This is a genomic window from Nitratireductor pacificus pht-3B (assembly GCF_000300335.1).
Classification (GTDB): Bacteria; Pseudomonadota; Alphaproteobacteria; order Rhizobiales; family Rhizobiaceae; genus Nitratireductor; species Nitratireductor pacificus.
Genome location: NZ_AMRM01000002.1, coordinates 120,218 through 145,490, shown reverse-complemented (window position 1 = coordinate 145,490; position 25,273 = coordinate 120,218). Strand labels below are relative to the sequence as shown.

Sequence of the window (25,273 nt, the reverse complement as noted above, 5' to 3'; positions counted from 1 at the left end):
GCCGGCGAAAAATCTGTCGTCAAATCATCGCAACGGCACTTGCCACCGGCAAATCTCGTGCTATAACCCACGCGCTTTCGGTGGAGCACCAACCCTGCCGACAATGACCGTGGCGGCACTCCGCACCACGCGATTGGCAAGCCCAGATAGCTCAGTTGGTAGAGCAGCGGATTGAAAATCCGCGTGTCGGTGGTTCGAATCCGCCTCTGGGCACCATCACCCCTTCCCGACAGTCCCTTTCGCCGAAGCTTCCAACTGGCATGGCGCATATTCGCCGTCGCCGGCGTATCACCGTCCGGTCCAGCCATTCGGGTCACATCTGAGCGCGACCGCGCGCATGGCCGGATTGTACGGCTTGCAGCACCGGGCATCACGCATGCCATCGGCGGTTATTGGCCGGCTGGTGCCCCTTCAGAATGCCGATGATCTGCTCTTCGGAAAACCTGGATCGGTTCATCGCCCGTTTCTTTCGTCGGGGTGCGGGCTGACCTCCACTCCTCGCACCGCGGGAACCACCCTTGTCCTGCCAGTCGGCCAGCCCCGCCATCGCCGGCGCCTGTTTGCAAACAGGCGCGCCCGGATAAACCGACACTGCAAGAGCCTGCGGGCATGACGTCAAGTGAGGGCCATCCGCGCCACGGGTCCATCGGTTTCTCAATCGAATTCTTTGCTCTGCTCCTGCCCCCCCGAAAGAGCGCGAGCCGCCTCAGCTTCCAGCTGCCGGAGTACGCGGTTTCCGGCCGCCAAGCCGCCTCAGATCGTATTTATGCAAAAGGCATTGCATAAATTCTACTTTTTGATAATGTCATTGCATAAACAGGCAAGGCGCAGATGGCACAGGCAACCTCTTTCGGCACCGCTCTTGAGGCGTTCGACGGCAAATTGACCACAGCGGACAGGACGCTCATCTCGATCATCCTGAACGACCCCGAGGCGGCGCTCTACCGGTCCGCCTCTGAACTCGCGGGCATTGCGAAGGTCCACGCCTCGACAGTCGTCCGTCTGGCCAACAAGCTCGGCTTCGATGGCTATCCCGACCTGCAGAGCAGGCTGCGACAGGATGCGCGCTTCGGCGACCAGCCGAGCAGCCGGGCCCAGCTCAGGCGCGACCGCATCGAACGCGGCTCGAATCTCGCCAAGCTGATCGAGAGCGAGATCGCGGCGCTCGCCGCCATCTCGAATACCCTAAGCCAGGAGGGGATCGACGAAGCGGCCGAGTATCTTCGCGAGGCGCGGACCATATTCATTTTCGGCCGCGGCAGCGCCGCCCCGCCGGTAGCCCATCTCGACCGGCGGCTGCGCCGGATTGGCTGCCGCACCGAGGTTGCGCTCAACATGCAGCGGCGCGATCTGGCCGAACATCTCATGGCCGTCCGCAAGAACGACGCTGTCGTGATCTTCGCCTTCCAGGCGCCGGGCTCGCTGCCGGCAGGCTACGGCGCCGTGATCGAGTATGTCGCAGAAATCGGCGCGCGATCGATTGTCATCAGCGACGCAACCGGACCGACCCTTCGGCCGCGGCCTGATCTCACCTTGAGCGTCACCCGCCCCGACGAGGGCGAGATGCAGCTTCGCACCGGGCCCCTGCTCGTCTGCGAGGCGCTGGCCATGACACTGGCGCATCGGGACCCCGAACGGGCCGTCGAAGGGCTCGAAGCCCTCGAGACGCTGCGGACCAAGCTCAACAACCACAAGGATTGAGAATGACCAGTCTTTCCCTGTCGGATCATCACTTCCGCGCAAACGCCCTGCGCAAGCTGCTTGACCCCGTGAACATCCTGATGATCGGGTTCCTTGCGGTGCTGGCCTATCTGGTGATCTGGCCCTTCATCCAGCTGGTCGTTCATACGCTGACCTGGGGCGATACCGACAGGAGATTGTCCCCCGATGCGATCCCCGGCGCGTTCACCTGGTTTCACTGGCTCCAGGCAACCGCGGGACCATTGTCGGGCAAGATGCTCTACGGACCGCTGGTCAATACGCTGGTCACGGGCATCGCCTCCACGATCCTGGCGCTTCTGGCAGGCGGCATGCTGGCCTGGTGCGTCGTCCGGTCCGACATGCCGGGAAAGCGCTGGCTGCAACCGCTCCTGACCCTACCCTACATCGTCCCGTCCTTCGCCATCGCGCTTGCCTGGGAGACGGTCTTCCGCAGCCCGAAGGTCGGCGGCCAGCCCGGGCTTTACCAATCGCTGATCGGCGTCGCCCCGCCGGAATGGCTCTCCTATGGCGCCGTGCCGATCTCGATCACCCTCGCCATCCACTACTTTCCCTTCGCGTATCTGCTGGTTGCTGGAGCCCTGGCCACCATCGACTCGCAGATGGAGGAAGGCGCACTGATCTCCGGCGCCGGCCGGCTGACCATTCTGCGCCGCATCACGTTTCCGGTGGTCGCACCGGCCTTCGCCGCGGCGTTCATCCTGACTTTCGGAAAGACCATCGGCCAGTTCGCCCTGCCCTTCCTGCTCGGCGCGCCGACCCAGTACCACACGGTGGCGACGATGGTTTACGCCAACTTGGCGCTCGGGCTCGACTCCCTCGCCTTTGTCCTCGCGATCGTGCTGATCGCCATGTCGCTGGCGGCGATCTGGATGTCCAACCGCTTTGTCGGCAAGAAGTCCCGGCGGTTTGAGACCATCAGCGGCAAGGGCTTTCGCAGCCGGGTCATCGCGCTCGGCGGCTGGCGCTGGCCGGTCTTCACGGCGGTCGCGCTGTTTGCATTCGTCGTCGGCATCCTGCCGCTGATCCTGCTCGGCGTGCAGTCGGTCATGCTGATCGACGGCTTCTACGGCTGGGAGAACCTGACCGCGCATTTCTGGCTCGGCACCTCCAACCCCGACATCGCCTTCGGCGAGCCCGGGGTGCTGCACAACACCAATATCCTCGGCGCCACCTGGAACACGCTGAAGCTGGCCTTCATCACCGCCATCATCGCGTCGGTCCTCGGGCTGATAATCGCCTATATCGTGGTCCGGCGCGGCGACAATCCCCTGGCACGGCTGCTCGATCAGATCGCCTTCATTCCCTTCATGTTCCCCACGATCGCCTTCGGCGCGATGTACCTGACGCTTTTTGCGCAGCCTGTCGGTCCCATCCCGGCGCTCTACGGCACCTTCACGCTGCTCATTCTGATCTCCGTGGTCAGCCGCCTGCCCTATTCGGTCAAGACCGGCGTGTCGGCCATCACGCAGATCGGCAAGGAACTGGAAGAGGCCGCCGAGCTGGCCGGGGCAAGCTGGTCGCTGCGGTTTCGGCGCATTGTGATGCCTCTGGCCAGTTCCGGCCTGGTGTCCGGCATGATGGTCAGCTTCGTCGGGGTGATGCGCGAGCTGTCCCTGATCATCCTGCTGATCACGCCATCCACGCGCGTGCTGATGACGGTGGGGTTCGGCTACGCCGAAGAAGGGCTGACACAGCTTTCCAACGCGCTGGTGCTGATCGTCGCCGTCCTGACCATGATCGGCGAGCTGATCCTCTGGGGCATCGGCAAGGGCCGCCTGGCCCGACTGCGCGAAAAACAATCCTGAGGAGGAGCGGGAAATGTCGAAGATTGAGATCCGAAACCTGGTCAAGCGCTACGGCGACGCCACGGCCCTGAACAATGTCTCGCTCACCATCGAAAGCGGCGAATTCCTAGTCCTTCTGGGGCCTTCGGGTTGCGGCAAGACCACTCTCTTGCGCTGTCTCGCCGGCCTGGAGACGCCCGATGAGGGAGAGATCATCATCGGCGACGAGATCGTCTTCTCCTCCGAGAAGAACATTCTCGTACCACCCGGCAAGCGCAATCTCGGCATGGTGTTCCAGAGCTACGCGCTCTGGCCCCACATGACCGTGCGCGACAACGTCAAGTTCGGCCTCGATGTCCTGAAAACGTCGAACGCGGAGAGCCATCGGCGCATCGACCAGGTCCTGGCCGATCTCGGCATGGCCCATCTCGACCAGCGCTATCCGTCGGAGCTTTCCGGCGGACAGCAGCAGCGCGTCGCGCTGGCCCGGCTTCTGGCGACCCGGCCGCCCGTCTTCCTGATGGACGAGCCGCTGTCCAACCTCGATGCGCGACTGCGCATGGACATGCGCGTCGAACTGAAGCGCATCCAGGGTGCGACCGGCGCGACGACCGTCTACGTCACCCATGACCAGACCGAGGCGATGACGATGTCGACGCGGGTGGTCGTGATGAAGGACGGCAACATCCAGCAGGTCTCGCCGCCGCGGCAGGTCTACCGCCAGCCGGAGAATGTCTTTGTCGCCGAATTCATCGGCATGCCGCGCATCAATCTCGTCGAGATGCAGCGCAAGAGCGCCAGCCGCTATGGCAATGGCGACATCCAGCTCGATCTGGACTGGACCCCGGAACCATCGAACATCGTGGTCGGCGCACGGCCGGAGGACCTGACGCTCTCCGCCGGCGAGGGTCCAGGGCAGCCCTATGAGATCACGGCGGTTCTGCCGAACGGTCCCGAGACGATCGTGCAGCTCACGCGGGGCGCGACGGCTGTCATCGCGCGCGTCGGCCACGATACCGAGCTGAAGCAGGGTCAAACCGTTTATGTGAGCTTCGATGCCGAGGCCCTGAACATCTACGACGCGAGCACGGGCGCGATGGTGCAGCGCCCGGGCGAGAGGGACGCAACTCCCCGCACGCTTGCCTATGCACCCACACAAGGGAGGAAGAGAAATGAAGCTGTCAGCATTTAGATCGCTGCTGCTCGCCACCGCCATCGCCGTCACGGCGACGGCGGCGATGGCCGACGAAGCCTGGCGCAAGCGCGCGGGCATCGGCGAGTTCGCTCCGGCGGCGCAGAACTGGGAGGAGATCGAGGCCGCGGCGCGTGAAGAGGGTCAGGTGGTCGTGTACTCGGTCTCCTCACGCATCGCCAAGCTGGTCGATGACTTCCGCGAACGCTATGGGGTGGAGATCATCGGCCACGACATCCCCTCCGACCTCCAGATCGAGAAGTTGCGTCGTGAACACAAGTCGGGCGTCTATGGCGTCGACGTGCTGTTCAATTCCGAATTTCCCATGCTCCTGAACGAGGCCCTGCCAAACGAGCTGGTCTGGAACTTCCTGCCCGACACGGTGATCGGCGATCTCGCGGAGAACGAGAAGTCACCCCTGCTCGTCCAGCGGCATAGCAGCCGGGTGCTCTTCTACAACACGGCCCTCAACCCCGACGGACCGCCGATCGATTCCCTCTGGGATCTCACCCGTCCCGAATGGGCCGGCCGAACCCTGCTTCCAAGCCCGCTCGAGGATGGATTGTCGGCGAACTTCATCCAGACGATCCTGGCGCATCCCGACGAGATGGCCGCCGCCTATGAGCGGGAATTCGGAGCGCCGATCGAATATTCAGCAGCAGTCACCGAGGCTGTCGACAGCAACCCGCTGGTCGACAAGCCGGATGCCGCGATGGAGTGGCTGCACCGCTTCCTCAACAATCAGCCCATCTTTCAGGGGTCGACCACCAAGATCTTCAACAATGTCGCGGATGTGAAGCAGGACAATCCGCCGGTCGGGATCACCAGCTTCTCGAAGATGCGGTCGAACGAGGAAGGCATTTATGCCGCCGCCCCGATGATAGACCTCGATCCGGTCTTCGGGGTCACCTATCCCACGGCGCTCATGATCGCGGACAAGGCTCCTCACCCCAACGCGGCCAAGCTTCTTATCCGCTACATGATGGAAGAGGAAGGGCTGAAGCCCTGGAACGAGCCCGGCGATTACGCGGCCCGCGCCGGATTTGAAGCCGAACAGGTTCGCGAGTTCGATCTGCCGCCATTCGACAGCCTCAAACTCTGGCCCATCGACCCCGACGAAATCTACTCCTCAAAACACAATTTCCTGGCGCTCTATCTCGCCCTTGGGTGATTTCGGCTTCGCCCCGGCAGGATTTCTGCCGGGGCGCCATCCTCCAAACCAGAACTATCGGCACCCGCAGGAAAGGACCCACCTTGACCATCAACACGATTCTGTTTGACGCAGGCGACGTCCTTTACAGCAAGCCGCGGCGTGACGCCGAGGTGGCGCGGTTCCTGGTCGAACGGGGGCTGCCCGCGCCCGCCAGGAAGGACCCGGTCGAGCGTGGGATGCGGCTTGCCGCGCATGCCGGCAAGATCGGGGTGCCGGAGTTCTTCGGCTGGCTCCTTGCCCATTACGGCGTCACCGATCCCGACCAGATGACCGAGGGGCTGCGCCTGCTGCGCGAGCAGCAGGGCGACGTCCAGTTTTTCGACGGGGTCGCCGATACGCTGCATGCTTTGAAGCAGCGCGGTTTCCAGCTTGGCATCGTGACCAACACCTTCAACTCCCGCGATGAAAAGACCCGCTGGTTTCGCAGCGTCGGCATTCACGACATCTGGGACAGCTATGCCGATTCCCGGGAGCTTCAGATCGTGAAGCCCGAACCGGAAATCTACCTGGCTGCCCTGACGCCCCTCGGCGTCAGCCCGGACAATGCGGCTTTCGTCGGTCATGCGCAGTATGAACTGGACGGTGCCAAGGCACTCGGCATGACGACAATTCTGTTCAATCCCGATGTCGACGCGACGCGAGCGGATTTCTCCGTAGAGCGCTTCGCCGATCTCCTGGCGCTTCCAGTCCTGCGCCAACCCGCGCAGGCAGCGTCCCCTTCCCGCGGCGGGCGCCAGACCGGCCAGTACGGGGTTGCCCGGGTGTCCGAGCGCTGAACGATGACGACGTCCCTCATCCTGATCGAGCTGATCGGAGCCGCGACACTTCTCGTCTGGGCGGTCCGCATGGTGCGAACAGGTGTGGAGCGCGCTTGCGGTTCCGAGCTCAAGGATGTGCTGCGCAGGGCCGGGAACAGGCGCGTCGTCTCCGCGCTTGCCGGAACATGCCTTGCCGTATTGCTACAGAGTTCAACCGCCGTCGCGATGCTCTCGGCGGGGTTCGTCGCGAGCGGCTTTCTCAGCGTCTCGACAGGCCTCAGTCTGATGCTCGGCGCAGATCTCGGCTCCGCCCTTGTCGTCAAGCTCCTGTCATTCGACCTGAGCTGGCTCACCCCGCTCCTGCTTGCATCGGGAGGAGGCCTGTTTCTCAAGGCGCAGGGGCGGCGGCTCAAGCAGATCGGCCGCATCCTCATGGGGATTGCGCTGGTCCTGCTTTCGCTCCGGCTGATCGGCGATGCGACGGCGCCGCTTCGCGGCAGCGCGGTTCTGCCGACGATCACCAACTCGCTCGCCGGCGACATCATCATGTCGTTCATCATCGGAGCGGTTTTCACCTGGCTGGTTCATTCGAGCGTGGCGACAATCCTGCTCATCGCATCCCTCGCCTCACAATCGCTGATCCCCCTTGAACTGGGTATTCCGCTGGTGGTCGGCGCGAATGTGGGCAGCGGGCTGATCGCGATGGGGCTTGCACAGGGGCTCGACGCCGAGGCCCGCCGCGTGCCCGTCGGGAATTTTCTGTTTCGCAGCGCCGGCGCCGTCATTCTCCTAGCGGTCCTGGCCCAATGGCCGCATCTGCTCGATGTCCTCGGCCGGAGCACGGAGCTGCAACTGGTCAATCTGCACCTGGCCTTCAACGGCCTGTTGCTCATGGTGGCCCTGCCGGCCGTCACGCTTGTGGAAAGGATCCTGCTGCGCCTTCTGCCCGCCCCGCAATCCCGGACACAGGACGATACCGGGGGGGAAAACCGTTCCGCGCTTGACCGCACGACGCTCGACAACCCCAGCCTGGCCCTCGCCAGCGCAACGCGTGAGTTGCTGCGCATGGGAGCGCTCCTCGAGAAAATGCTCACTCCGCTGATGCATATCTTTCAGACAGGCGATCAAACAGCCATCATGCACAGCCGCAGGACGGATACGCAGATCCGTCAGATCCAGTCCGATCTCAAGATGTTCCTCGCCGAGCTAACACGGCGCGAGATGCAGGCCGCCGATGCGGAGCGCTCCATGGAGGTCGCCGGCATCGGCGTGAACCTCGAGCATGTCAGCAGTCTTGTCGCCAACAATCTGTTGCGGCTGGCGGAGCAGAAGCGCGACCAGAAGCTTGTTTTCTCGAAAGACGGGATGGATGACATCACCCGCATGCATGACCGGGTGCTGGCCAATCTTCAACTCGCCCTGAACATCATCGTATCGGACGATCCGGATGCGGCGCGACAGCTCGTTTGCGAGAAGGACAAGCTGCGCGACCTGGAACGCCTCAGCCGCGAGCGCCACATGAAGCGCCTTCAGAGCAGCATTCCAGCCAGCATCGAAACCAGCAGCATCCATCTGGAAACGATACGCGACCTCAAGCAAATCAACGCGCTGCTGACCACCGTCGCGTATCCCATATTGCGCGAGCGCGGCGACCTGCTGGAAAGCCGGCTGGCAACGTCAGCCGATGCCTATGCCTGACTTTACCGGGATCAGCAGCACGGGCCGGCCGATCGGTATCGAAGCCGGCCCGGCAGCGCAACGAAGGCACCTTCCTCAGGCTGGCATCTCCGCGATCACGCGCTCGACCTCGGCGGCGATTTCCAGAAGCCGTTCGTCGCTCCCGTAGGGACCGGCGAGCTGGACGCCGATCGGCAAGCCGGCTGCATTGACCCCGCAGGGAAGCGTGATCGCCGGCAGCCCGGACTGGTTGAACGGCGTGGTGAAGCGGGTCAGCGCGGGATGCAGCGGGCGCTCGACGCCATCGATGATGACGCTGGCCGCGCCGATCTCCGGCGCGGCGGTCGCCACTGTCGGAGTGATCAGCACGTCGATATCGTCGAAGGCGGCCTGCAGCGCCTGGCGCTGCACCGTGCGCAGCCTCTGTGCCTTGACATAGTCGACGCTGGCAAGGAATTGCCCGACCTCGAGGCGTACCCGCACATCCTCGCCCAGCAGGTGCGGGTTCTCCACCAGCGGCTGCCAATAGGCCTGGGATGCTTCCGCAGTCACCGTCTGGACATGGATCGGCAGACAGTTCTCGACTGCGCTCAACTTGGTGGGAACGATGGCGTGACCCGCACCGGCAAGCGCTGCAATGAGACGCTCGATACGGTCCAGGATCGCCGTATCCACCTCGTCGTAGAAATGGTTTGTGGGCTTTCCGAAGCGCAAGCGGCCGGGTTTCAGGTTCGCATCAGGCACGCAACTCTCGGGCGCCCGCCCCGCCATGACGGCGAACAGAAGCGCTGCGTCCCGGACATTGCCGGCGATCGGCCCCAGATGATCGAGCGACCAGGCGAGCGGCATGACGCCGTCGCGGCTGATGCTGTCATAGGTCGGCTTGAAGCCGGTCACGCCGCAGAAGGCGGACGGGATGCGGATGGATCCGGACGTGTCGCTGCCCACGGCGACGGGCGCCAGGCCGGCGGCTACCGCGCCGGCAGATCCCGAGCTGGACCCACCGATGATGCGGCCGGGATGTCCCGGGTTCGCTACAGCGCCAAAATGCGGGTTGATGCCGGTCGCTCCATAGGCGAGTTCGTGCAGGTTCGTCATGCCGGCAAACAGGGCGCCGGCCGCGCGCAGATTGGCGACTGCGGCAGCATCGTCGTGACCGGTGCTCGGTGCCATGGCCCGGGTTCCCCCGGTCCGCGGATAGCCACGCACGAACATGTAGTCCTTGACGGGAACCGGCACGCCGGCAAGCGGCCCCAGCGCCTCTCCCTTCGCGGCCCGCTCATCGAGCGCCCGCGCCTCCCTGCGCATCAGATCGGCATCGAAGGCCGTGAACAGGTTCATCTCGGTGACCGCCTCGGCGCGCTCGATATAGGCCTCGGCGACATCGGAGACCGAAATCTCGCGCCGCTGCACCCGGGCTGCAATCGCCAGAGCCGTCTCGGGCGTGGCCCAGCCAGCAGAGCCGCCTCCGGCAAGCGGTTTTCCTTCGGGGCGCTGCGGCAGCGCAGCAGTGGACATGGGCTGTTCGTCCACATGGGGGATTTCCGCGAACCGCTTGAGCTCGAGCTCGTTGACCCGCAAGCGCTCCTCCCACCGCGGAATCCGGTCGAGAAACCCATATTCACGGAACTCCGCGATCGCGCGGAGCATTTCGGGCAGTTCCTTGCTCTTCCACATGGCTGGGTCCTATGCTTTTGCTACAGCCGGCCGGTTGTCCGCCGTCTCGGCGAGCAGAAAATCGAGAAGGTGACGGTGATACAGATCCGGCTGCGTCTGCGGACAGAAATGCCCGCCGGTGGGTAATGTCGCCAGGACCGCGTTCTCGATCTTCTCCGCCAGTTCGTTCCAGAGATAGCGTGGCGTCACCGCGTCGTCCTCCGCTCCGATCACCAGGGTGCGCGCGCCGATGCGGGAAAGAAAGGCACGCGAATCGAAGGACAGCAATACGCCGATGCGGCTGGCAATGACGTCTTCGGTGCCGCTTTCTCCGAGCCTGGCCGGCGCCAGCGCGTCCGGCCGGTCTTCGAAGAACCACGGCGGGTAGCGGAAGAGCCGCCCCAGCCGCTCATAGGCGTCCATTCCAGCCGCCTTCAGAACCGCCAGCCTGAGCTCGAAGAGGCTTCGGAAGTATGCGTCGCCGTGAGCCCATGATGCGCTCAGCACCAGATCGTCGACCCGCTGCGGATGAAATGCGGCAAGCGTCTGGGCGATGATCCCGCCAGTCGAGTGACCGATCATCGTCGCCTGCTCGACACCGAGATGATCCATCAGCGCCATCACGTCCGCCGCCATCAGCTCAACCGAGTATTCGGTCGTCAGCGTGGTGCTGCTGCCCGTCCCGCGATGGTCGTGCAGGACCACGCGGAAGCGGCTCGCCAGGCGCTCGGCCTGGCTACGCCAGAATTCGCCGACGCCACCAAGGCCGGAGATGAGAAACAGGGGTTTCCCCTCGCCGATCACCTCGTAGTAAAGGCGTCCATTCTCGATGTCTGCAAATGCCAATACGGTCTTCCTGATGTTGAGATGCCGTGAGCGTCGTCCTGCCGAACCGCTCGTGAAAGGTATGGGCGGGTCTCCGAGGGAGGCCCGGTCGGTTATCGAAGCAGGTTCGGAAGGAACAGGACGAGCGACGGGAACAGGATCATCACGCCGATGCGCAGGAGGTCGGTGATGATGAATGGCGTGACCCCCTTGTAGATCTCCCAGATATTGGTGTTCTTCGCGATGCCCTTGATGACGAAGACATTCAGGCCGAAAGGCGGACTGATCATTCCGATCTCGACGGTCATGGTGACGATCACGCCGAACCAGATCGGGTCGAACCCCAGTTGCGTGATGATCGGGTAGACGATCGGCACGGTAAGGATAACCACCGCCGCCGAGTCCATGACGCATCCCAGAACCAGCATCACGGCGAGGATAACGAGCAGCGTCCCGTAGGCGCCTAGATTGGCGCCCAGAAGCAGCTCCGCCACCTTCTGCGGCGTCTGGGTGATGGTCAGGAAGTAGCCGAACAGCAGGGCTCCGGCCAGGATCGTCAGGATCGCCGCGGCGGTGCGCACGCTTTCGGCAAGCGAGGCGAACAGGCGCTCGAACGAGAAGCGGCCCATGGAGAAGGCTATGACGATGGCGCCGGTGGCTCCGACGGCTCCTGCCTCTGTCGGCGTGAAGATGCCGCCGTATATGCCGCCGATCACCAGCAGGCACAGAAGCAGGATGGGGCTGAGCTTCGCCAGGCTGCCCATGCGCTCGCGCAATGGCGGCACGCTGCCGGCAGGAGCATCTTCGGGTCGCTTGAGCAGCCACAGGCGGGCTGTCGCCATATAGAAGGCGATGGCGATGATGCCTGGCACCACGCCTGCCATGAACAGAAGGCCGATGCTCTGCTGGGTCAGCAGCCCGTAGATGGCCAGCGCGATCGACGGCGGGATGAGGACACCCAAAGTCCCGCCGGCGGCGATGACGCCGGTCGCCAGGCGTTCCGAATAGCCGTAGCGCTTCATCTCCGGCAGGGCGAGCCTTGTCATGGTGGCGGCGGTCGCCGCCGACGAGCCGCAGATCGCCGCAAAACCACCGCAGGAAGCGATGGTGGCGGCGGCGAGCCCGCCGCGAAAGCCGCCAAACCAGAGCTGTGCCGCGCGAAACAGATCAGCGCTGATGCCCGAGGCAACCGCCACGGCGCCCATCAGGATGAACAGCGGGATCAATCCCATCGTGTAGTCTGAGAAGGTCGAGATGACGGAATGCGAAACCAGCCGGAAAGCCGGCTCGAAGCCCGTCAGCAGCCCGAAGCCGAGAATGCCCGCGCTGCCCATGGCGAGCCCGATCGGCACGCGCAGGGCGCAAAGGAGCAGTGTCAGCCCGAACCCCAGAAACATCACGAGGTTGGTGTCCAGCATGTCGTTCTCGTCTCAGGTCGGAAGTGTCAGGAAGAGCCGTTCAAAGGGCCTGGTCGATGTGCGGCTCGTCGATGAGGTGACGGGGCGGCCAGATGGTCTGCGTGAGCAGGATTGCCGCCGAGGCCAGCGTCCCGAGCCAGGCGGCGAACTGGAACCCCCAGACAGAAAGGCCGAGGTCGATCGTCAGGAGACCGGCTTTCATCGTGTCGAGGACCTTCAGCCACAGCGCCACCGAATACGCGACGATGATCAGCAGGCTGAGGAATGTGCCTAGCCTTGACAGGATCTTCTTCGCGCCGAGGCTCGCACGCCCCCAGAACACATCGAGGCGGATATGGTCGTTGTAGTAGAAGGCGGCGGCCATGCCCCAGCACACGACGATGCTGAGCAGCATGCGCGATATCTCGAACTCGTCCGGCACCGGCGTGTTGATGAGATAGCGCGTCGCGGCGGATACGGACGTGAGAAGCGCCATGGCGAGCAGCAGCGCCGCAGGCACCGCCTCAAGAAAGATTCTCAAATGTCGCATGGCGCTCCTCCCCGTCGGTCCGTGGCGTCAGTAGGCCGCGTCGTATTTCTCGAGCAGCGCCTTCAACTCGCCGAACGTCTTCTCGCCATCGACGCCCTTGGCCGCAACGTCCGCTGCCCACTTGGCCTGAACGCCCTTGGCGAGCTCCTTCCACTCCTGCAACTGCTCGTCCGAGATCGCATAGACGTCGTGACCGGCTTTCTCGAGCAGGACGCCGCGTCCCTCATACTCGTACTCGGTCCACGCTACCGGCAGCTTTTGCGACCAGTCGGCGTTGCAATGGCTGTCGATCACCGCCTTCTGCGCATCGGAAAGACGCTCGTAGGAGCTCTTGTTGATGAGGATCGCCGTCGCCAGGGAGTAGAGGGTCGTATCCATGTGATAGTTCAGGACGCGGTCCGCACCGAGGGCCTGGACGAGCTTCCAGGGGAAGGAGATCGCGTCGACGACGCCGCGCTCGACGGCCTCGGCCGCGTCGTTCGCCGACATCTGGATCGGCGAAGCGCCGCCCAGGCGGTAGAGCTCCGCCGCCATCACGTTGGGCGAGCGAATCTTCAGGCCGGCGAGATCAGCCGGGCGCTCGATCTTCTTCTTGGCATGGATGGTGCCGCCGCCATCATAGAACATGGCGCAGACCTTGACGTCGGGCATCTCGGTCGCCGCATAGGGCTGGTACCACTCGTAGAGGGCCCGCGATCCCCTGTCGTTGGCCGACACCAGGAACGGCACTTCGGCAGCCGAGACAATCGGGAAGCGGCCCGGCTCGATGCCGACCAGGTAGAAGGCGATGTCGACGATGCCGTCGCGCGCCATGTTGTAGTGATCCTTGGCGGGGCCGAGCTGCTGCGCGGGGAAGATATCGACACCGATCGAGCCGTTGGAGGCCTCGCCGATCGATTTCGCCCAGGGCTCCAGCACGCCGTAGTGCAGGGCATTGTTCGTCGGGAGATTGTGCGAAAGACGCAGCTTGACCGGCGCATCCTCCGCCATGCCCGCCGTGGTCAGCGCGCAGGCCCCGATCAGGGCCGCACCAAAAGCACTCGTGAACTGTCTCAAAGTTCGCATGGACCCAATTTCCCTCCATCCTGCTTGATCATTCGGAAACCCATCATTCCGCATTTAGTTTCATAAAACGGAACTTTGGTATTGAATTTAGGAACAAACTAGTGATGATCGTTTTGCATCGTCAAGCGATTTTTTGGCGCCTTGCATGCCGGCAGGACGATGGAGGAGGAGCAGGTGAACGAAAAAACATCCGAGGGACGCGATCTTCTGGAGCGCCAGTTGCAGCTCCTCGAAATCGTCGCGAGAAACCCCGAAGGGCTGACATTCAGCGGTTTGCAGACGGTCCTGGGATTGCCGAAAGCGTCCATGCATCGGTTGATCGCCGGGCTGGCCAAGGCCGACTGCATCGCGTTGGGCGGCGCTGATGCCGACGCAGAGTTCGGCGAGCCCATCGGGCGCGGCCGAAAGGTCTATGTCCTCGGCAACCGCATTCGCCGCCTGCTTGGCAGCGCTGTCGATCCCCAGCAGATCGTCACGCTTTCACAGACGGTGCTGCATCGCCTGGCCGAGGAGTTCAAGGAATCGGCGTTCCTTTCCGTTCTTAGGGGCGACCGAGTGGAGAGCGTTGTTCTCGTCACCCCCGCGAAGGATGCCCACGGCTTCGTCAACCCGGGCCGCGTCATGCCGGCGCACGCGGCGGCTTCCGCCAAGGCGATCTTCGCCTTCCGGGACGAAGGCGAATGGGATAGGATCCTCAAGGGCCACCTGCCCGCACTCACGGACCTGACCCTGACGTCGCCGGCATCGGTGAAACAGGAATATGGCACCGTTCGCGAAACGGGCATCGCCTATTGCCGCGAGGAGATCGACCGCGGCCTGATGGGCATCGCGGCGCCCGTGCATCTGCCGCAGATCGGCGTGATCTATGCCGTTTCCATCGTCGGCCCAAGCAACCGCATTCTCGAACACGACGAGAAGCATCTCGAAGCCTCACTCGTCCGGGCGGCGACCGAGCTTTCAGACATTTTCACCGAGAATTTGAGGACCGACGGAACGTGACGGCAAGCATAGCGATCATCGGCTTCGGCAGCATAACGCAGACCCTTCTCTCCGCGCTCGGGGAGAGCGACGACATTCGCGTCAGTAACATCGTCGTCAGGCCGGAGCGCATCGGAACGACCGGCTATCGCTGGCGGGACGCCTGTTTCGTCGCCTCGATCGATGAGCTGGCGCCCGATGTGGAGCTGGTCGTTGAGGCGGCCGGGCAACCCGCGCTCGTCCAGCACGCGGAGAAGGTCGTTACCAGCGGCCGCCGTCTCGCCCTGGTCTCCTCGGGCGCATTGGCCGACGACAGCTTCCGCACGAAGGTTTCGAGCGCGGCCACCCGGAACGGAAGCGAGGTCCATGTCATCAGCGGTGCCATAGGCGCGCTCGATGCGCTGTCGACCGCGCGCGCGGCCGGCGTACAGACCGTCCGCTACACCGGCATCAAGCCGACAGCGGCCTGGCGGGGCACACCGGCGGAAGACTGCGTCGACCTGGACAAGATCACGGAGGCGGTGACCTTCTTCACGGGATCCGCGCGCGATGTGGCGCAACGCTACCCGAAAAACGCGAATGTCGCGGCGACCATCGCGCTGGCCGGCAGCGGCTTTGATGAAACCAGGGTTTCGCTGGTGGCTGATCCCGCTGTCATCCACAACTGCCATATCGTTGAATCTGAAGGCGTTCTCGGTGCATTTCGCTTCGAAACGACAGCCGCCCCGCTGAGCAGTAATCCACGCACCTCCGGCAGCACGGTTTTCAGCATCGTGTCGTTTCTCAGAGACCGCACCAACGCCATCCGGCTTGCGTAACGGCAAGGGTGTTGATCTTCCAGGCTCTCGTCACCCAGTCGGGCGCAGCGGTTGACCAGCCGCTGCGGTCCCGGCATAGGCTATCCTGGATCCGACAGCTCCCTGCAATCCGCGCAGGGCAAGACCGACGCAAAATCTACTGGAGGAAAGCGGTGCGCATCGACATGGCCTCGAGCCGGACTCTGATCGTTCTGGCTCTCACCTATGGGATTGTCACCACCATACCGCAGTGGCTCTCGGGCAAGGAAGCCAGTGATCTCATCATCTCCTTCCTGGGCAATGCGATTGGCGGGCCGCTGATCGCGCTTCTCGTCGCGTTCCTCGTGCTCGCTCCGTTTGGAAAGCGCCATCTGCTGCGCCGGGTCGCAAACTGGCTGCTCGTGGCCCTGATCGCCGCGAGCATCGGCGGAACAGCGGTCATCTACGGAATACTGGCCTTCCGGGCAGGTCTCTGATCCTTTCGCGCTGACGGCCCTGACCGCCGACATCACCGCGCTCGCCGCCCAGTATGGCCGCTACGGCTATCGTCGCATCACGACGATGCTGCATCGCGCCGGCTGGGTTGTGAGCCGCAAGCTGGTCGAGCGGACGGGACGGCGCGTGAATGGATGCAGTTGTTGGCGCCAGTAGCGCCTGCATCAGAACAACAAGCCAATCGGACTTGCGAAGCACAAGCTCCGCTTGGGTACGATCAGCGACGCGACGGATCATCAGTGCATGAAAATTCGCGGTTCGAGTGTTGGGATACGCCCGAAGCGCGAAGCTTCGGACGGCCATTGAAATCGGTAGATCATGGTATGAAGTCCCAATCGAGCCCGCGCTGGAAGAGTTCCAGACCTGCGAGCCTCGGATCGCGCCATTCATTGAACAGAAACTGTGCACCGGCGGGACGCTACGAGTTTCATCGTGATCCAGCGGTCTGCAGTTCCCTGTAGCGGCCGTTCTCCAGGGCGCTCAGTTCGGCGTGGCTTCCTTCCTCGACGACCCGGCCGCTCTCGATGACGAGAATGCGGTCGGCGTTGGCGATCGTCGTCAGCCGGTGGGCGATGACCAGGGTGGTGCGCCCTCGCGAAAGTGCTGCCAGCGATTCCTGGATCGCGCGCTCCGTCCCGGTATCGAGCGCCGAGGTCGCCTCGTCGAGGATGAGGATCGGCGGGTTCTTGAGGAAGATGCGGGCGATGGAAAGCCGCTGCTTCTGCCCGCCGGACAGCTTGACGCCCCGCTCGCCGACGACCGTGTCCAGCCCGGCGGGCAGCGATGCTATCACCTCGTCGAGCTGGGCCTTGCGGGCGGCTTCCATGATCTCGGCCTCGCTTGCCCCGAGACGCCCATAGGCGATGTTCTCGCGAAGCGTGCCGGCGAACAGGAACACGTCCTGCTGCACGATGCCGATGTTCGAGCGCAGCGACCTGAGCGACAGGTCCCGGATGTCGGTCCCGGCGATGGTGATCGACCCGCCCGTCACCTCGTAGAAGCGCGGCAGGAGCGAGCAGATCGTCGTCTTGCCGGCGCCCGAAGGACCGACGAAGGCGACCGTTTCCCCGGGAAGGATCGACAGGGACACGTCGTTCAGGATGGGGAGGCCCGGGCGATAGCCGAAGCTGACATTGCGGTATTCGATCGCTCCATCGAGCAGCGTCATCTCCTTGGCGCCGGGCCGGTCCGCGATATCGGGGCAGTTCTCGAGGAATTGCGTGTATCGCAGGAAACCGGCGATGCCCTTCGGATAGGATTCGATGACCGCGTTGATCTTCTCGATGGGGCGGAAGAAGACATTGACCAGCAGGAGGAAGCCGACGAAGGCCCCGGCGGTCAGCTCGTCCCTGACGACGAACCACGCGCCAGCCAGCATCACCACCACCTGCACGAAACGCATCGACAGGTAGGAGAGCGACATCGACGCCGCCATCACCTTGTAAGCTTCCAGCTTGGTCGTCAGATAGTTCTCGTTGTTCTGGGCGAAGAGCCGCCGTTCGTGGTCCTCGTTGGCGAAGGCCTGGACGACGCGGATGCCGCCGACATTCTCCTCGATGCGGGCGTTGAAGTCGGCCACCCGTCCGTAAAGCGCGTGCCAGGTGGCGGTCATCCGCCGGCCGAAATGGGTCGTCAGCAGGGCGGTGACCGGCACGACGATCACGGTGATCAGCGCGAGCGGCACATGCATCCAGAGCATCAGCGCAAACGCGCCGATGAGCGTCATGACGGCGATGAACACGTCCTCCGGCCCGTGGTGGGCGACCTCGCCGATCTCCTCGAGGTCCTTCGTCAGCCGGGCGACGAGATGGCCGGTTTTCTGGCTGTCGAAGAAGCCGAAGGAGAGCTTCTGGAGATGATCGAAGGCCTTGCGGCGCATCTCCGTCTCGATCCTGATGCCGAGCATGTGGCCCCAATAGGTCACGATCACCTGCAGGCCCGCATTGACGAGGTAGATCAGGAACAGACCGAGGGCCGCGAGCGCGATGACGCCGAGTTGCCCCGTCGGAAGCAATCTGTCGATGAACAGCGTGACCGCGACAGGGAAGGCCAGTTCGAGAAGACCGGCCGCGACGGCACTCGAGAAATCGAGCAGGAAAAGACCACGGTGTGGTCGGTAGTAGCGGGCGAAGCGATTCAGGATGTTCAGCATCTTGTCATTTCTGTCTTCATGCTTCCGCCTTCAGCAAGGCAGGGCGGTGACGCATCCGGTCCTTGGATGACGGCTCAACGCCATTTCGATGCCGTAGATACACCGCAGCGTGTCCGTCGTCATGACCTTATCGGGAGGTCCGCAGGCGACAAGCCTGCCGGAATGAAGCGCAATGATCTCGTCGCAGAAGCGCGCTGCCATGTTGATGTCGTGCAGCACGATCACGACGCTCAGGCCGATCTTCCTCGAAAGGCCGTGCACGAGGTCCAGTATCTCCACCTGATGGGCGACGTCCAGCGCGGAGATGGGTTCGTCCAGCAGCATGCAGCCCGCGTCCTGCGCGATCAGCATCGCGATCCAGGCCCGCTGACGCTCGCCGCCCGACAGGGTGTCGACGAGCCGGTCCGCGAGGCTTTCCAGACCGGTCAGCGCGATGGCCTTGTCGACCTGCGCGCGGTCTTTCGGTCCGAAGCGCCCAAGCGCGCCGTGCCACGGGTAGCGCCCCAGCGCCACCAGCTCCTTCACCAGCATGCCGCCGGCCGCCGGCGTCTGCTGCGGCAGATAGGCCAGCGCGCGGGCCAGTTCCCGGTCGCTCCAGGCGCGGAGCGGCGTTCCTCGGAAGCGCAGGGATCCGTCGGAAGGCGGCTGCTGGCGCGCCAGGATCTTCAGGAGGGTCGACTTGCCCGATCCGTTCTGCCCGATCAGGCCGATTACCTTTCCCCCCGGCAGGTTGCTCGTCAGCGGGGAAAGCAGCGCGCGTCCCGGGACCGAGAACGAGACGTTCTCCAGCTCGAACAGGGAAGGGTTTTCCGCTGGAACGGTCATGCGCGGTCACTCTCCATGGTCGTAGGTGCCCTCGACCATGCCGCGCTTCCAGTAGTTCAGGATATAAGTGCTGCTCGCGGGCAGCCCGCATTCCTTTCGCGCGAAGGCGCGGATGTCGCGGGCGGCGGCGGCTTCCGCACCCACCCAGACGAAACTCGCCCTGACCGCCCGCGGATCGAGCCCGCGAACCGCCGCGGTCAGCGCGTTCCCGCCTTGCGCTTCGGGCGTGGCATGCAGCCAGCGCAGCCGCATCCCGTTCGGAAGGCGCAGCGGCTGCTCTTCCGCTGCGCAGGGCACCATGACGATCACCTCGCCTTGCGCCTCTTCGGGAAGATGATCGAGAATGAAGCCGATGGCCGGCAGCGCGGTGTGGTCGCCCGCCAGCACGTAGCGCTCCGGCTCTTCGTCGAGGACGCGCGCATGCGGCCTCCAGAGGCCGATCTCCTCGCCGGGCAACGCTCGCTCCGCCCAGGCCGACGCGACGCCGTCGCCATGCAGCACGAAGTCGACATCCATGCTGTTCTCCGCATGATCGAAACGGCGCACGCTGTAGGTGCGCACCGCAGGCCGCTTCTCGGGCGGCGGATAGACGGCATGGCCCTTTTCGTCGACCGTCGGCCAGCCGGGTTCCGCGCAATCAGGTCGGGGGATCAGCGCGTGCACATGCGGTCCGAGCGCGCGCGGTGAGCAGTCGAACCGCGAAAGATCGTCCACCTGAAGGGTCACGCGCTGCATGTGCGGCGTCACGCGTCGCGCACGCAGCACCCTTGCGACGCGAAAATTCTCCGGCCTGGCCACGTCTCGATTGCCTGGGGTCATGACTGTCGTCTCAGCAGAATGAGGAAAAGGGGGCCGGCAAGGAACGAGGCGAACAGGCCGGCGGGAATCTGATAGGGAAAGATCACGCTGCGCCCCAGCCAGTCCGCCGCGACCATGATCGAGGCACCGGCGAGGATGCTGGCCGCCAGATGCGCGGCGGGTTTCTGGAAGCCCGCCAGCCGCGTCATGTGCGGGGCGAGAAGGCCGACGAAGGTGAGCGGACCGACCGTCAGTGTCGCGGTGGCGGTGAGGCCGGCGGTCAGCAGCAGAAGTCCCGTCCGCGTCCGGGAGACCCCGATGCCAAGCGCGCGGGCCACCTGTTCACCCAGCGGCAGGATTCCCAGCGGCCGTGCCGTGAGCGGCAACAGCGCCAGAAGCAGGCAGCCGACCGCCGCCGTGACGAGCGCGCCCCCCTCCGTCATGCCGTAGGTCGATCCCGCCATCCAGCTCAGCAGCGTCGCCATGCGCGGATCGCCGCTCGCCATCAGCACCGCGGCCAGGGCGCTGAGCATCGTGCCGAAGGCGATGCCGACGAGAAGAAGCTTGTCCTGCGCATAGCCGCTCCTCGCGCCGACGCCGAGTATGACGGCAAAGGCGAGCGCCGCGCCGGCCGTGGTGGCCGCCAGCTGCCAGAACTGCGAGGGCGCGGGCATCAGGAACAGGAGCGCGATCAGGCCAAGCGCGGCGCCCGACGATATCCCGAGGATCTCCGGGCTTCCGAGCGGGTTCGACGTCGTCCTCTGGATCAGGACGCCGGCGGCAGCGAGCATGCCGCCGGCCATGAAGGATGCGAGCACGCGCGGCCAGCGCCAGGGCAGCATGCCGGCGAGGTCCTGCCCGGCGAGCCACGACCAGCCCTGCGGCGTGCGGCCCAGCATCAGCGCGCACGCGACGACGAGCGCCGTGACCAGGCATCCGGCGAGGAGCATCGGCGCAGGCCGCGCGAGCCTGGCCTGTCCCTCGACGGGTTGCGTCGCCGGGACGCTCGTCGCGCGCATGCGCGGCAGAAGCCACAGGAGCAGCGGCCCGCCGATCAGTGCGGTGGCGGCGCCGGTCGGGATTTCGCGCGCGAAGGGCGCGAGCTGTACGAACTGGTCCGTGAGGCAGAGCAGGCCCGCTCCGATCAGCGGTGCGGTTACGAGTTGGGCGGACAGGGTGCGGGCTCCGGCAGCGCGGGCGATCGCCGGCGCGGCGAGCCCGATGAAGGCGATCATGCCGACGGCGCTGACGATGCTCGCCGAAAGCGCCGTTGCAAGGGCCAGCGCCGCAAGCCGCACCGCCGGCACCCTGACGCCCAGCGCGCGCGCACTCTCGTCGCCGATGGAGAGAAGCGCCATCGGCCGAGTCAGCATCGCGATGCAGGCCACGGCGAAAGCGAGACGCCCCGACAACGACCAGGCGGCGTCCCAGCCGTTCTGCACCAGCGAGCCCGAGCCCCAGAGGAAGACGCCGGTCAGGTAGTGCTGATTGAAGAGGACGAGGACGCCGGATACCGCGCCGGCGTAGAGGCTCACGAACACCCCGGCGACGATCATCCGTGTCGGCGAGAGCACGCGGCTCCAGCCAATGGCGATCACCAGCAGGATCGCCGCAAGCGCGCCGAGGAAGGCGATGCCTTCCGCGCGCAGCGTGTCGGCGATGGATGGGAACCAGAGGGTGGCGACGACCAGCGCGAGCTGCGCGCCCGCCGAGACGCCGAGCGTGGCCGGCTCGGCCAAGGGGTTGCGCAGCACGTTCTGGAAGACCACGCCCGCAAGGGCGAGGCCCGCTCCGGCGAGGAGGCCGACCGCGATGCGCGGCAACAGGCTGTGCGCCGCAAGCAGGATCGACGTATCGGTCGTCGCCTGCCCGGCCAGCAGACCGAGCCACTCGGCGGGGGCCGCGAGCCGGGAAAGCGTCACGCCGGAAAGCCCGGCGGCCGCCAGCAGCAGCACCAGGGCGATCGTCACGGCGGCACGCGCCGGCTGGCCGCCCGCAGGGGCGGCTGCATCAGCCCGCATCGAGCGCGCCCCGGTCCAGCAGGCTTTCCAGGATGCCCGCGAAGCGATCGGCGGTCGGCAGGGCGCCGTACATTTCGAGATAGGGGATCGAAACGACGCGCTTCTCCTTCACGAAGGGCAGCGTCTTCCAGATCGCGCTTTCGTCCAGCGCCTTCAGCGCGGTTTCCGTCACCGGGCTTTCGATGTAGAGGAAGACCGCTTCACGCTCATCCGCCAGCCTGCCGATCCCCAAGTTTGCGACGCCCCACGGGCTGCTTTGGCCGTCGAATGCGTTCCGCATGCCGACACGGCGCAGCACGTCGTCGAACAGGCTGTTGCGGCCATAAAGGATGGCGTGGCGGCCATCCAGCAGCGGGCTTGCGAGATAGACGGGGCGCAGGTGCCGCGGCCGCATCTTTTCCTCAACGGTCGAAAGCCGCTTCTCGTGCCCGGCCAGAAACGTCTCCGCCTCATCCCGCCGGCCCATTTCGCCGGCAATCCGTCGCAGGGCGCCGGCGGCGGCTTCGTGGCTCGATCCCGACCCGCCGTAGATCGGCGCGGAGAGCACGGGCGCGATCCGTTGCAAAAGCACCGCCGGCGCGCCGATGCCGAAGGAACTGACGAACAGGTCGGGCTTCAGAAACTGCAACAGCTCCAGGTTCGGCTCGTAGAAGAAGCCGACATCGACGGAATTCCTCAGCGCCGCGATGTCGCCCTCGGCCTGCCGATAGCCCTCGAGGCCGGCGACGCCGAGCGGTTCCATCCCCAGGGTGACGAGCATCTCCGTCGACGGCGCGTCGAGCGCCACGATGCGCCGTGGCGCGGGCGGGCCGGCACGCGCCGCCGAGGTTCCGCAGGCGAGCGCGGCGAGCGCCGACAGGAATGTCCGCCTGCCGACGCATGCGTGTCCTCGTGCTTCCGGACGATGGCCTACCATCGATACTTCAGCGTGGCGGTGACCTTCCGGCCCTGGCCGTAGTAGCACTGCAGGGCGTTCTGGCACCAACCGACATATTTCTTGTTCAGCAGATTGGTGGCGTTGACGCGCAGGTCCAGCCCGTCGAAATCCGGATCGAGCTTGCCGAAGTCGTAGCTCAGCGCCGCATCGACAAGCACCTGTCCGCCAACCTCGAATTCGTTGGCGGCGTCGCCGAAGGACTTGCCCTGGTAGCGCAGGCCACCTCCAAGGCCGAGGCCGGCGAGCGGCCCATTCTCGATCCGGTAGTCGAGCCAGACCGATGCCTGGTGCTCGGGAACCATCACGAGTTCCTTGCCGAGGAGATGTTCCGTTCCCGGATTGACCTTCGTGATGACGGAATCGGAGTAGGCATAGGATGCGATGAGCGAGAGTGCGGGAGTGAGCTCCGTCTTCGCCTCGAGTTCGAGACCGCGCACGCGCGCCTCGCCGGCCTGCAACAGCCCGCTTCCCGTCGGATCCGGGTTCGGGGCCGTGATGTTCTTCTGCTCCAGATGAAAGGCCGACGCGGTGATGAACATGCGACCGTCGGGGCTCTCGTACTTGATGCCCGCCTCGAACTGTTCGCCCTCCAGCGGCTTCAGCGCTTCGCCGGTGGTCGAGAAATTGTCGATGGGGTCGAACGAGGTGGAGTAGGAGACGTAGGGCGCGAAGCCGTTGTCGAAGCGGTAGACCAGCCCCACCTGGCCGGTCAGCGCCGTCTGATCGACGTCGAACGTTCCGGTCGCGCTGTGAACCGAGCTGGCGTCCACCGAGTCATGGCGAAGGCCGGCAGTCATGATCCAGTTGTCCCAGCGCATCTGGTCCTGAACATAGAGCCCCGTCTGCCGGCGCTTCATGTTGTAGTCGAAACGCGGGATCAGGGCGGGCGGTACGGCGCCATAGACCGGGTCGTAGAGATCGAAGGACCCGCCATAGAGGTTGGAGGCGAAGCGGTAGCTGTCGTCGAGATAGAGATAGTCGAGCCCGACCAGCACGCTGTGCTCGACCGGCCCCGTGCTGAAGCTGCCCGTGAGGCTGGTATCGACGGTGAAGGTGTCGGCCCCCGCGAGACCCTGCGTGGCCACCCGGCTCAGATAGCGCTGCGTACCGTCGAGCATGAAGAACGGGCTGGCGCGCTGGTCGATGTCGACGCTGTTGAACTGGAGATTCTGACGCACGCTCCAGCCACTGTCGAACGCATGCTGGAACTTGTAGCCGATTGAGTACTGCTCGCGATCGAAGCCGTCGTGACCCGGCTCGCCCGCATAGCGATTGGCCGGCAGCTCGCCATTGGGGTTCGGCCGCAGCGTTCCGGCCGCCGGCAGCGGCATGTAGTCGCTGATCGTGTGATCCTGCTGGTAGTGACCGAAGATCGTGAAGGACGTGGCATCGGTTGGCTTCCAGGTGAGGGCCGGCGCGATGAAGGCGCGCTGGTCGTAGCCGAAGTCCACGCGACCGCCCGCATCGCGCGCGAGACCGGTCAGGCGGTAGAGGAAGCGTCCCTCCGGGTCGATCGGCCCGGAGAAATCGAACATGCCCTGCATGTGGTCATGGTTGCCGCCCTGGACGGCGACTTCCCGCAGCGGGGTTTCCGTCGGCATCTTGCTCGCCAGGTTGATGAGGCCGCCCGGCAGGCTCTGGCCGTACATGACCGAGGATGGGCCCTTCAGCACGTCGATGCGTTCGAGACCGTACGGATCGATACGCAGGAAAGCCGAACTGTAGGCGCCGTAGGGCAGCCGCGAGCCGTTGAGGTTATAGCGGACGAAGAATCCGCGCGCCTGCTGCACGTCGTTGCGGCTGTCGCTGTCGCCGAAGGCGCCCACCACCCCGGGCGTATAACGCGTCGCCTCCATCACGGTCTGGGATCCCTGCGCCTCGATCTGGTCCCGCGTCACCACGTTGACCGCCTTCGGCACCTCGATCAGCGGCGTATCCGTCTTCGTCGCGGCGATGTCCTGCGAGGCGATGTAGCCTTCGGTCTGTCCGCCCCCGGCTCCCTCGATCCTTATGGTATCGAGCAGCGTGGAGCCTCCGGCGTCGATGCCTGTGGCCGTCGATGTCCCCGTGATCGTCGCGCTGTTGGGTCCGGTGAAGCGATGGCTGAGGCCAGTGCCTGCCAGAATCCGGCCGAGGGCTTCCCGCGTGTCGAGGCTTCCCGATACTCCCGGGGAGCGCAGGCCTCTCGTGATCGAACTGTTGTAGAGCAGTTGCACGCCGCTCGCCGCGCCGAACCGGGAGAGGGCGGTATCGAGCGGACCCGCCGGTACCGCGTATCTGACGACGGTTTGCGCGGGGGCTGCGGCTGGCGCCAGCGGCAAGGTGGAGAAGGCGATCGATGCCGCGAGCAGCCCCGCCCTCCATTCGTAGGTCCGCCCGTTTGAACGCGTGCCATGCTTCCGCGAAACAAAATCCATTCCAGTTCCCCATC

Annotated in this window: 20 protein-coding genes, 1 tRNA gene and 1 pseudogene; 11 read left to right on the top strand and 11 right to left on the bottom strand. The window is 64.8% G+C overall.

Going from position 1 to position 25,273, the window contains the following annotated elements:
- Positions 1-140 precede the first annotated feature (140 nt).
- From NA2_RS02180 to NA2_RS02150, 7 genes are all read left to right on the top strand, one after another.
- Positions 141-216: transfer RNA gene (locus NA2_RS02180), tRNA-Phe, on the top strand.
- A 615-nt stretch (positions 217-831) separates the two neighbouring features.
- The gene (locus NA2_RS02175; RefSeq protein ID WP_008593667.1) at positions 832-1,701 is read left to right on the top strand and encodes a MurR/RpiR family transcriptional regulator; all 870 of its coding nucleotides are present in this window, start codon (positions 832-834) and stop codon (positions 1,699-1,701) included.
- 2 nt (positions 1,702-1,703) lie between these two features.
- Entirely contained in the window at positions 1,704-3,527 is a 1,824-nt protein-coding gene (locus NA2_RS02170) for an ABC transporter permease (RefSeq protein WP_008593665.1), read from the top strand.
- A gap of 13 nt (positions 3,528-3,540) precedes the next feature.
- Complete coding sequence (locus NA2_RS02165; RefSeq protein WP_008593662.1) at positions 3,541-4,698, top strand: ABC transporter ATP-binding protein; 1,158 nt, start codon at positions 3,541-3,543, stop codon at positions 4,696-4,698.
- Positions 4,679-5,869: an ABC transporter substrate-binding protein gene (locus tag NA2_RS02160; RefSeq protein WP_008593659.1), complete on the top strand. Its 1,191-nt coding sequence runs from the start codon at positions 4,679-4,681 to the stop codon at positions 5,867-5,869. The genes NA2_RS02165 and NA2_RS02160 overlap by 20 nt, the downstream gene beginning before the upstream one ends.
- Before the next feature lie 83 nt (positions 5,870-5,952).
- Positions 5,953-6,687 carry an HAD family hydrolase gene (locus NA2_RS02155; protein ID WP_008593657.1) on the top strand — a complete coding sequence of 245 codons (735 nt, stop codon included), beginning with the start codon at positions 5,953-5,955 and terminating at the stop codon, positions 6,685-6,687.
- A 3-nt stretch (positions 6,688-6,690) separates the two neighbouring features.
- Entirely contained in the window at positions 6,691-8,367 is a 1,677-nt protein-coding gene (locus tag NA2_RS02150) for a Na/Pi cotransporter family protein (protein ID WP_008593655.1), read from the top strand.
- 75 nt (positions 8,368-8,442) lie between these two features.
- On the opposite strand, the gene NA2_RS02145 is transcribed toward NA2_RS02150, so the two are convergent.
- From NA2_RS02145 to NA2_RS02125, 5 genes are all read right to left on the bottom strand, one after another.
- Positions 8,443-10,023, bottom strand: a complete 1,581-nt coding sequence (locus NA2_RS02145) for an amidase (RefSeq protein ID WP_008593653.1) — start codon at positions 10,021-10,023, stop codon at positions 8,443-8,445.
- Positions 10,024-10,032: 9 nt separating this feature from the next.
- Complete coding sequence (locus NA2_RS02140; protein WP_008593651.1) at positions 10,033-10,848, bottom strand: alpha/beta fold hydrolase; 816 nt, start codon at positions 10,846-10,848, stop codon at positions 10,033-10,035.
- A gap of 92 nt (positions 10,849-10,940) precedes the next feature.
- A complete protein-coding gene (locus NA2_RS02135; RefSeq protein ID WP_008593649.1) occupies positions 10,941-12,245 on the bottom strand; it encodes a TRAP transporter large permease in 1,305 nt (434 codons plus the stop codon).
- A 40-nt stretch (positions 12,246-12,285) separates the two neighbouring features.
- The gene (locus NA2_RS02130; RefSeq protein WP_040676469.1) at positions 12,286-12,774 is read right to left on the bottom strand and encodes a TRAP transporter small permease; all 489 of its coding nucleotides are present in this window, start codon (positions 12,772-12,774) and stop codon (positions 12,286-12,288) included.
- A gap of 27 nt (positions 12,775-12,801) precedes the next feature.
- Entirely contained in the window at positions 12,802-13,839 is a 1,038-nt protein-coding gene (locus tag NA2_RS02125) for a TRAP transporter substrate-binding protein (protein WP_244423576.1), read from the bottom strand.
- 174 nt (positions 13,840-14,013) lie between these two features.
- Between NA2_RS02125 and NA2_RS02120 the strand changes: the two genes are divergently transcribed.
- From NA2_RS02120 to NA2_RS21425, 4 genes and pseudogenes are all read left to right on the top strand, one after another.
- Positions 14,014-14,838, top strand: coding sequence for an IclR family transcriptional regulator (locus NA2_RS02120; protein WP_244423575.1), 825 nt, complete (start codon positions 14,014-14,016; stop codon positions 14,836-14,838).
- Complete coding sequence (locus NA2_RS02115; protein WP_008593640.1) at positions 14,835-15,635, top strand: aspartate dehydrogenase; 801 nt, start codon at positions 14,835-14,837, stop codon at positions 15,633-15,635. Before NA2_RS02120 ends, NA2_RS02115 begins: the two co-directional genes overlap by 4 nt.
- 152 nt (positions 15,636-15,787) lie before the next feature.
- Positions 15,788-16,090, top strand: a complete 303-nt coding sequence (locus NA2_RS02110; protein WP_008593638.1) for a hypothetical protein — start codon at positions 15,788-15,790, stop codon at positions 16,088-16,090.
- Positions 16,091-16,106: 16 nt separating this feature from the next.
- Positions 16,107-16,235 (top strand): annotated as a pseudogene (locus NA2_RS21425) (IS3 family transposase); the annotation flags it as partial.
- A gap of 301 nt (positions 16,236-16,536) precedes the next feature.
- Here the strand turns inward: NA2_RS21425 and NA2_RS02105 are convergent.
- From NA2_RS02105 to NA2_RS02080, 6 genes are read right to left on the bottom strand one after another with little or no spacing between them, the layout of a single operon-like run.
- Positions 16,537-18,261, bottom strand: coding sequence for an ABC transporter ATP-binding protein (locus NA2_RS02105; protein WP_008593636.1), 1,725 nt, complete (start codon positions 18,259-18,261; stop codon positions 16,537-16,539).
- A gap of 30 nt (positions 18,262-18,291) precedes the next feature.
- Positions 18,292-19,086 (bottom strand): ATP-binding cassette domain-containing protein, encoded by a 795-nt coding sequence (locus NA2_RS02100; RefSeq protein WP_008593633.1) that lies wholly within the window; start codon positions 19,084-19,086, stop codon positions 18,292-18,294.
- 6 nt (positions 19,087-19,092) lie between these two features.
- Positions 19,093-19,905, bottom strand: a complete 813-nt coding sequence (locus tag NA2_RS02095; RefSeq protein WP_051011502.1) for a siderophore-interacting protein — start codon at positions 19,903-19,905, stop codon at positions 19,093-19,095.
- Positions 19,902-21,905 (bottom strand): Fe(3+)-hydroxamate ABC transporter permease FhuB, encoded by a 2,004-nt coding sequence (gene fhuB / locus NA2_RS02090; RefSeq protein WP_008593629.1) that lies wholly within the window; start codon positions 21,903-21,905, stop codon positions 19,902-19,904. The genes NA2_RS02095 and fhuB overlap by 4 nt, the downstream gene beginning before the upstream one ends.
- On the bottom strand, positions 21,895-22,821 hold the full coding sequence (locus NA2_RS02085; RefSeq protein ID WP_008593627.1) for an ABC transporter substrate-binding protein: 927 nt from the start codon (positions 22,819-22,821) through the stop codon (positions 21,895-21,897). The genes fhuB and NA2_RS02085 overlap by 11 nt, the downstream gene beginning before the upstream one ends.
- Positions 22,815-25,259, bottom strand: coding sequence for a TonB-dependent siderophore receptor (locus tag NA2_RS02080; RefSeq protein ID WP_008593626.1), 2,445 nt, complete (start codon positions 25,257-25,259; stop codon positions 22,815-22,817). The genes NA2_RS02085 and NA2_RS02080 overlap by 7 nt, the downstream gene beginning before the upstream one ends.
- Between the last annotated feature and the right edge of the window lie 14 nt (positions 25,260-25,273).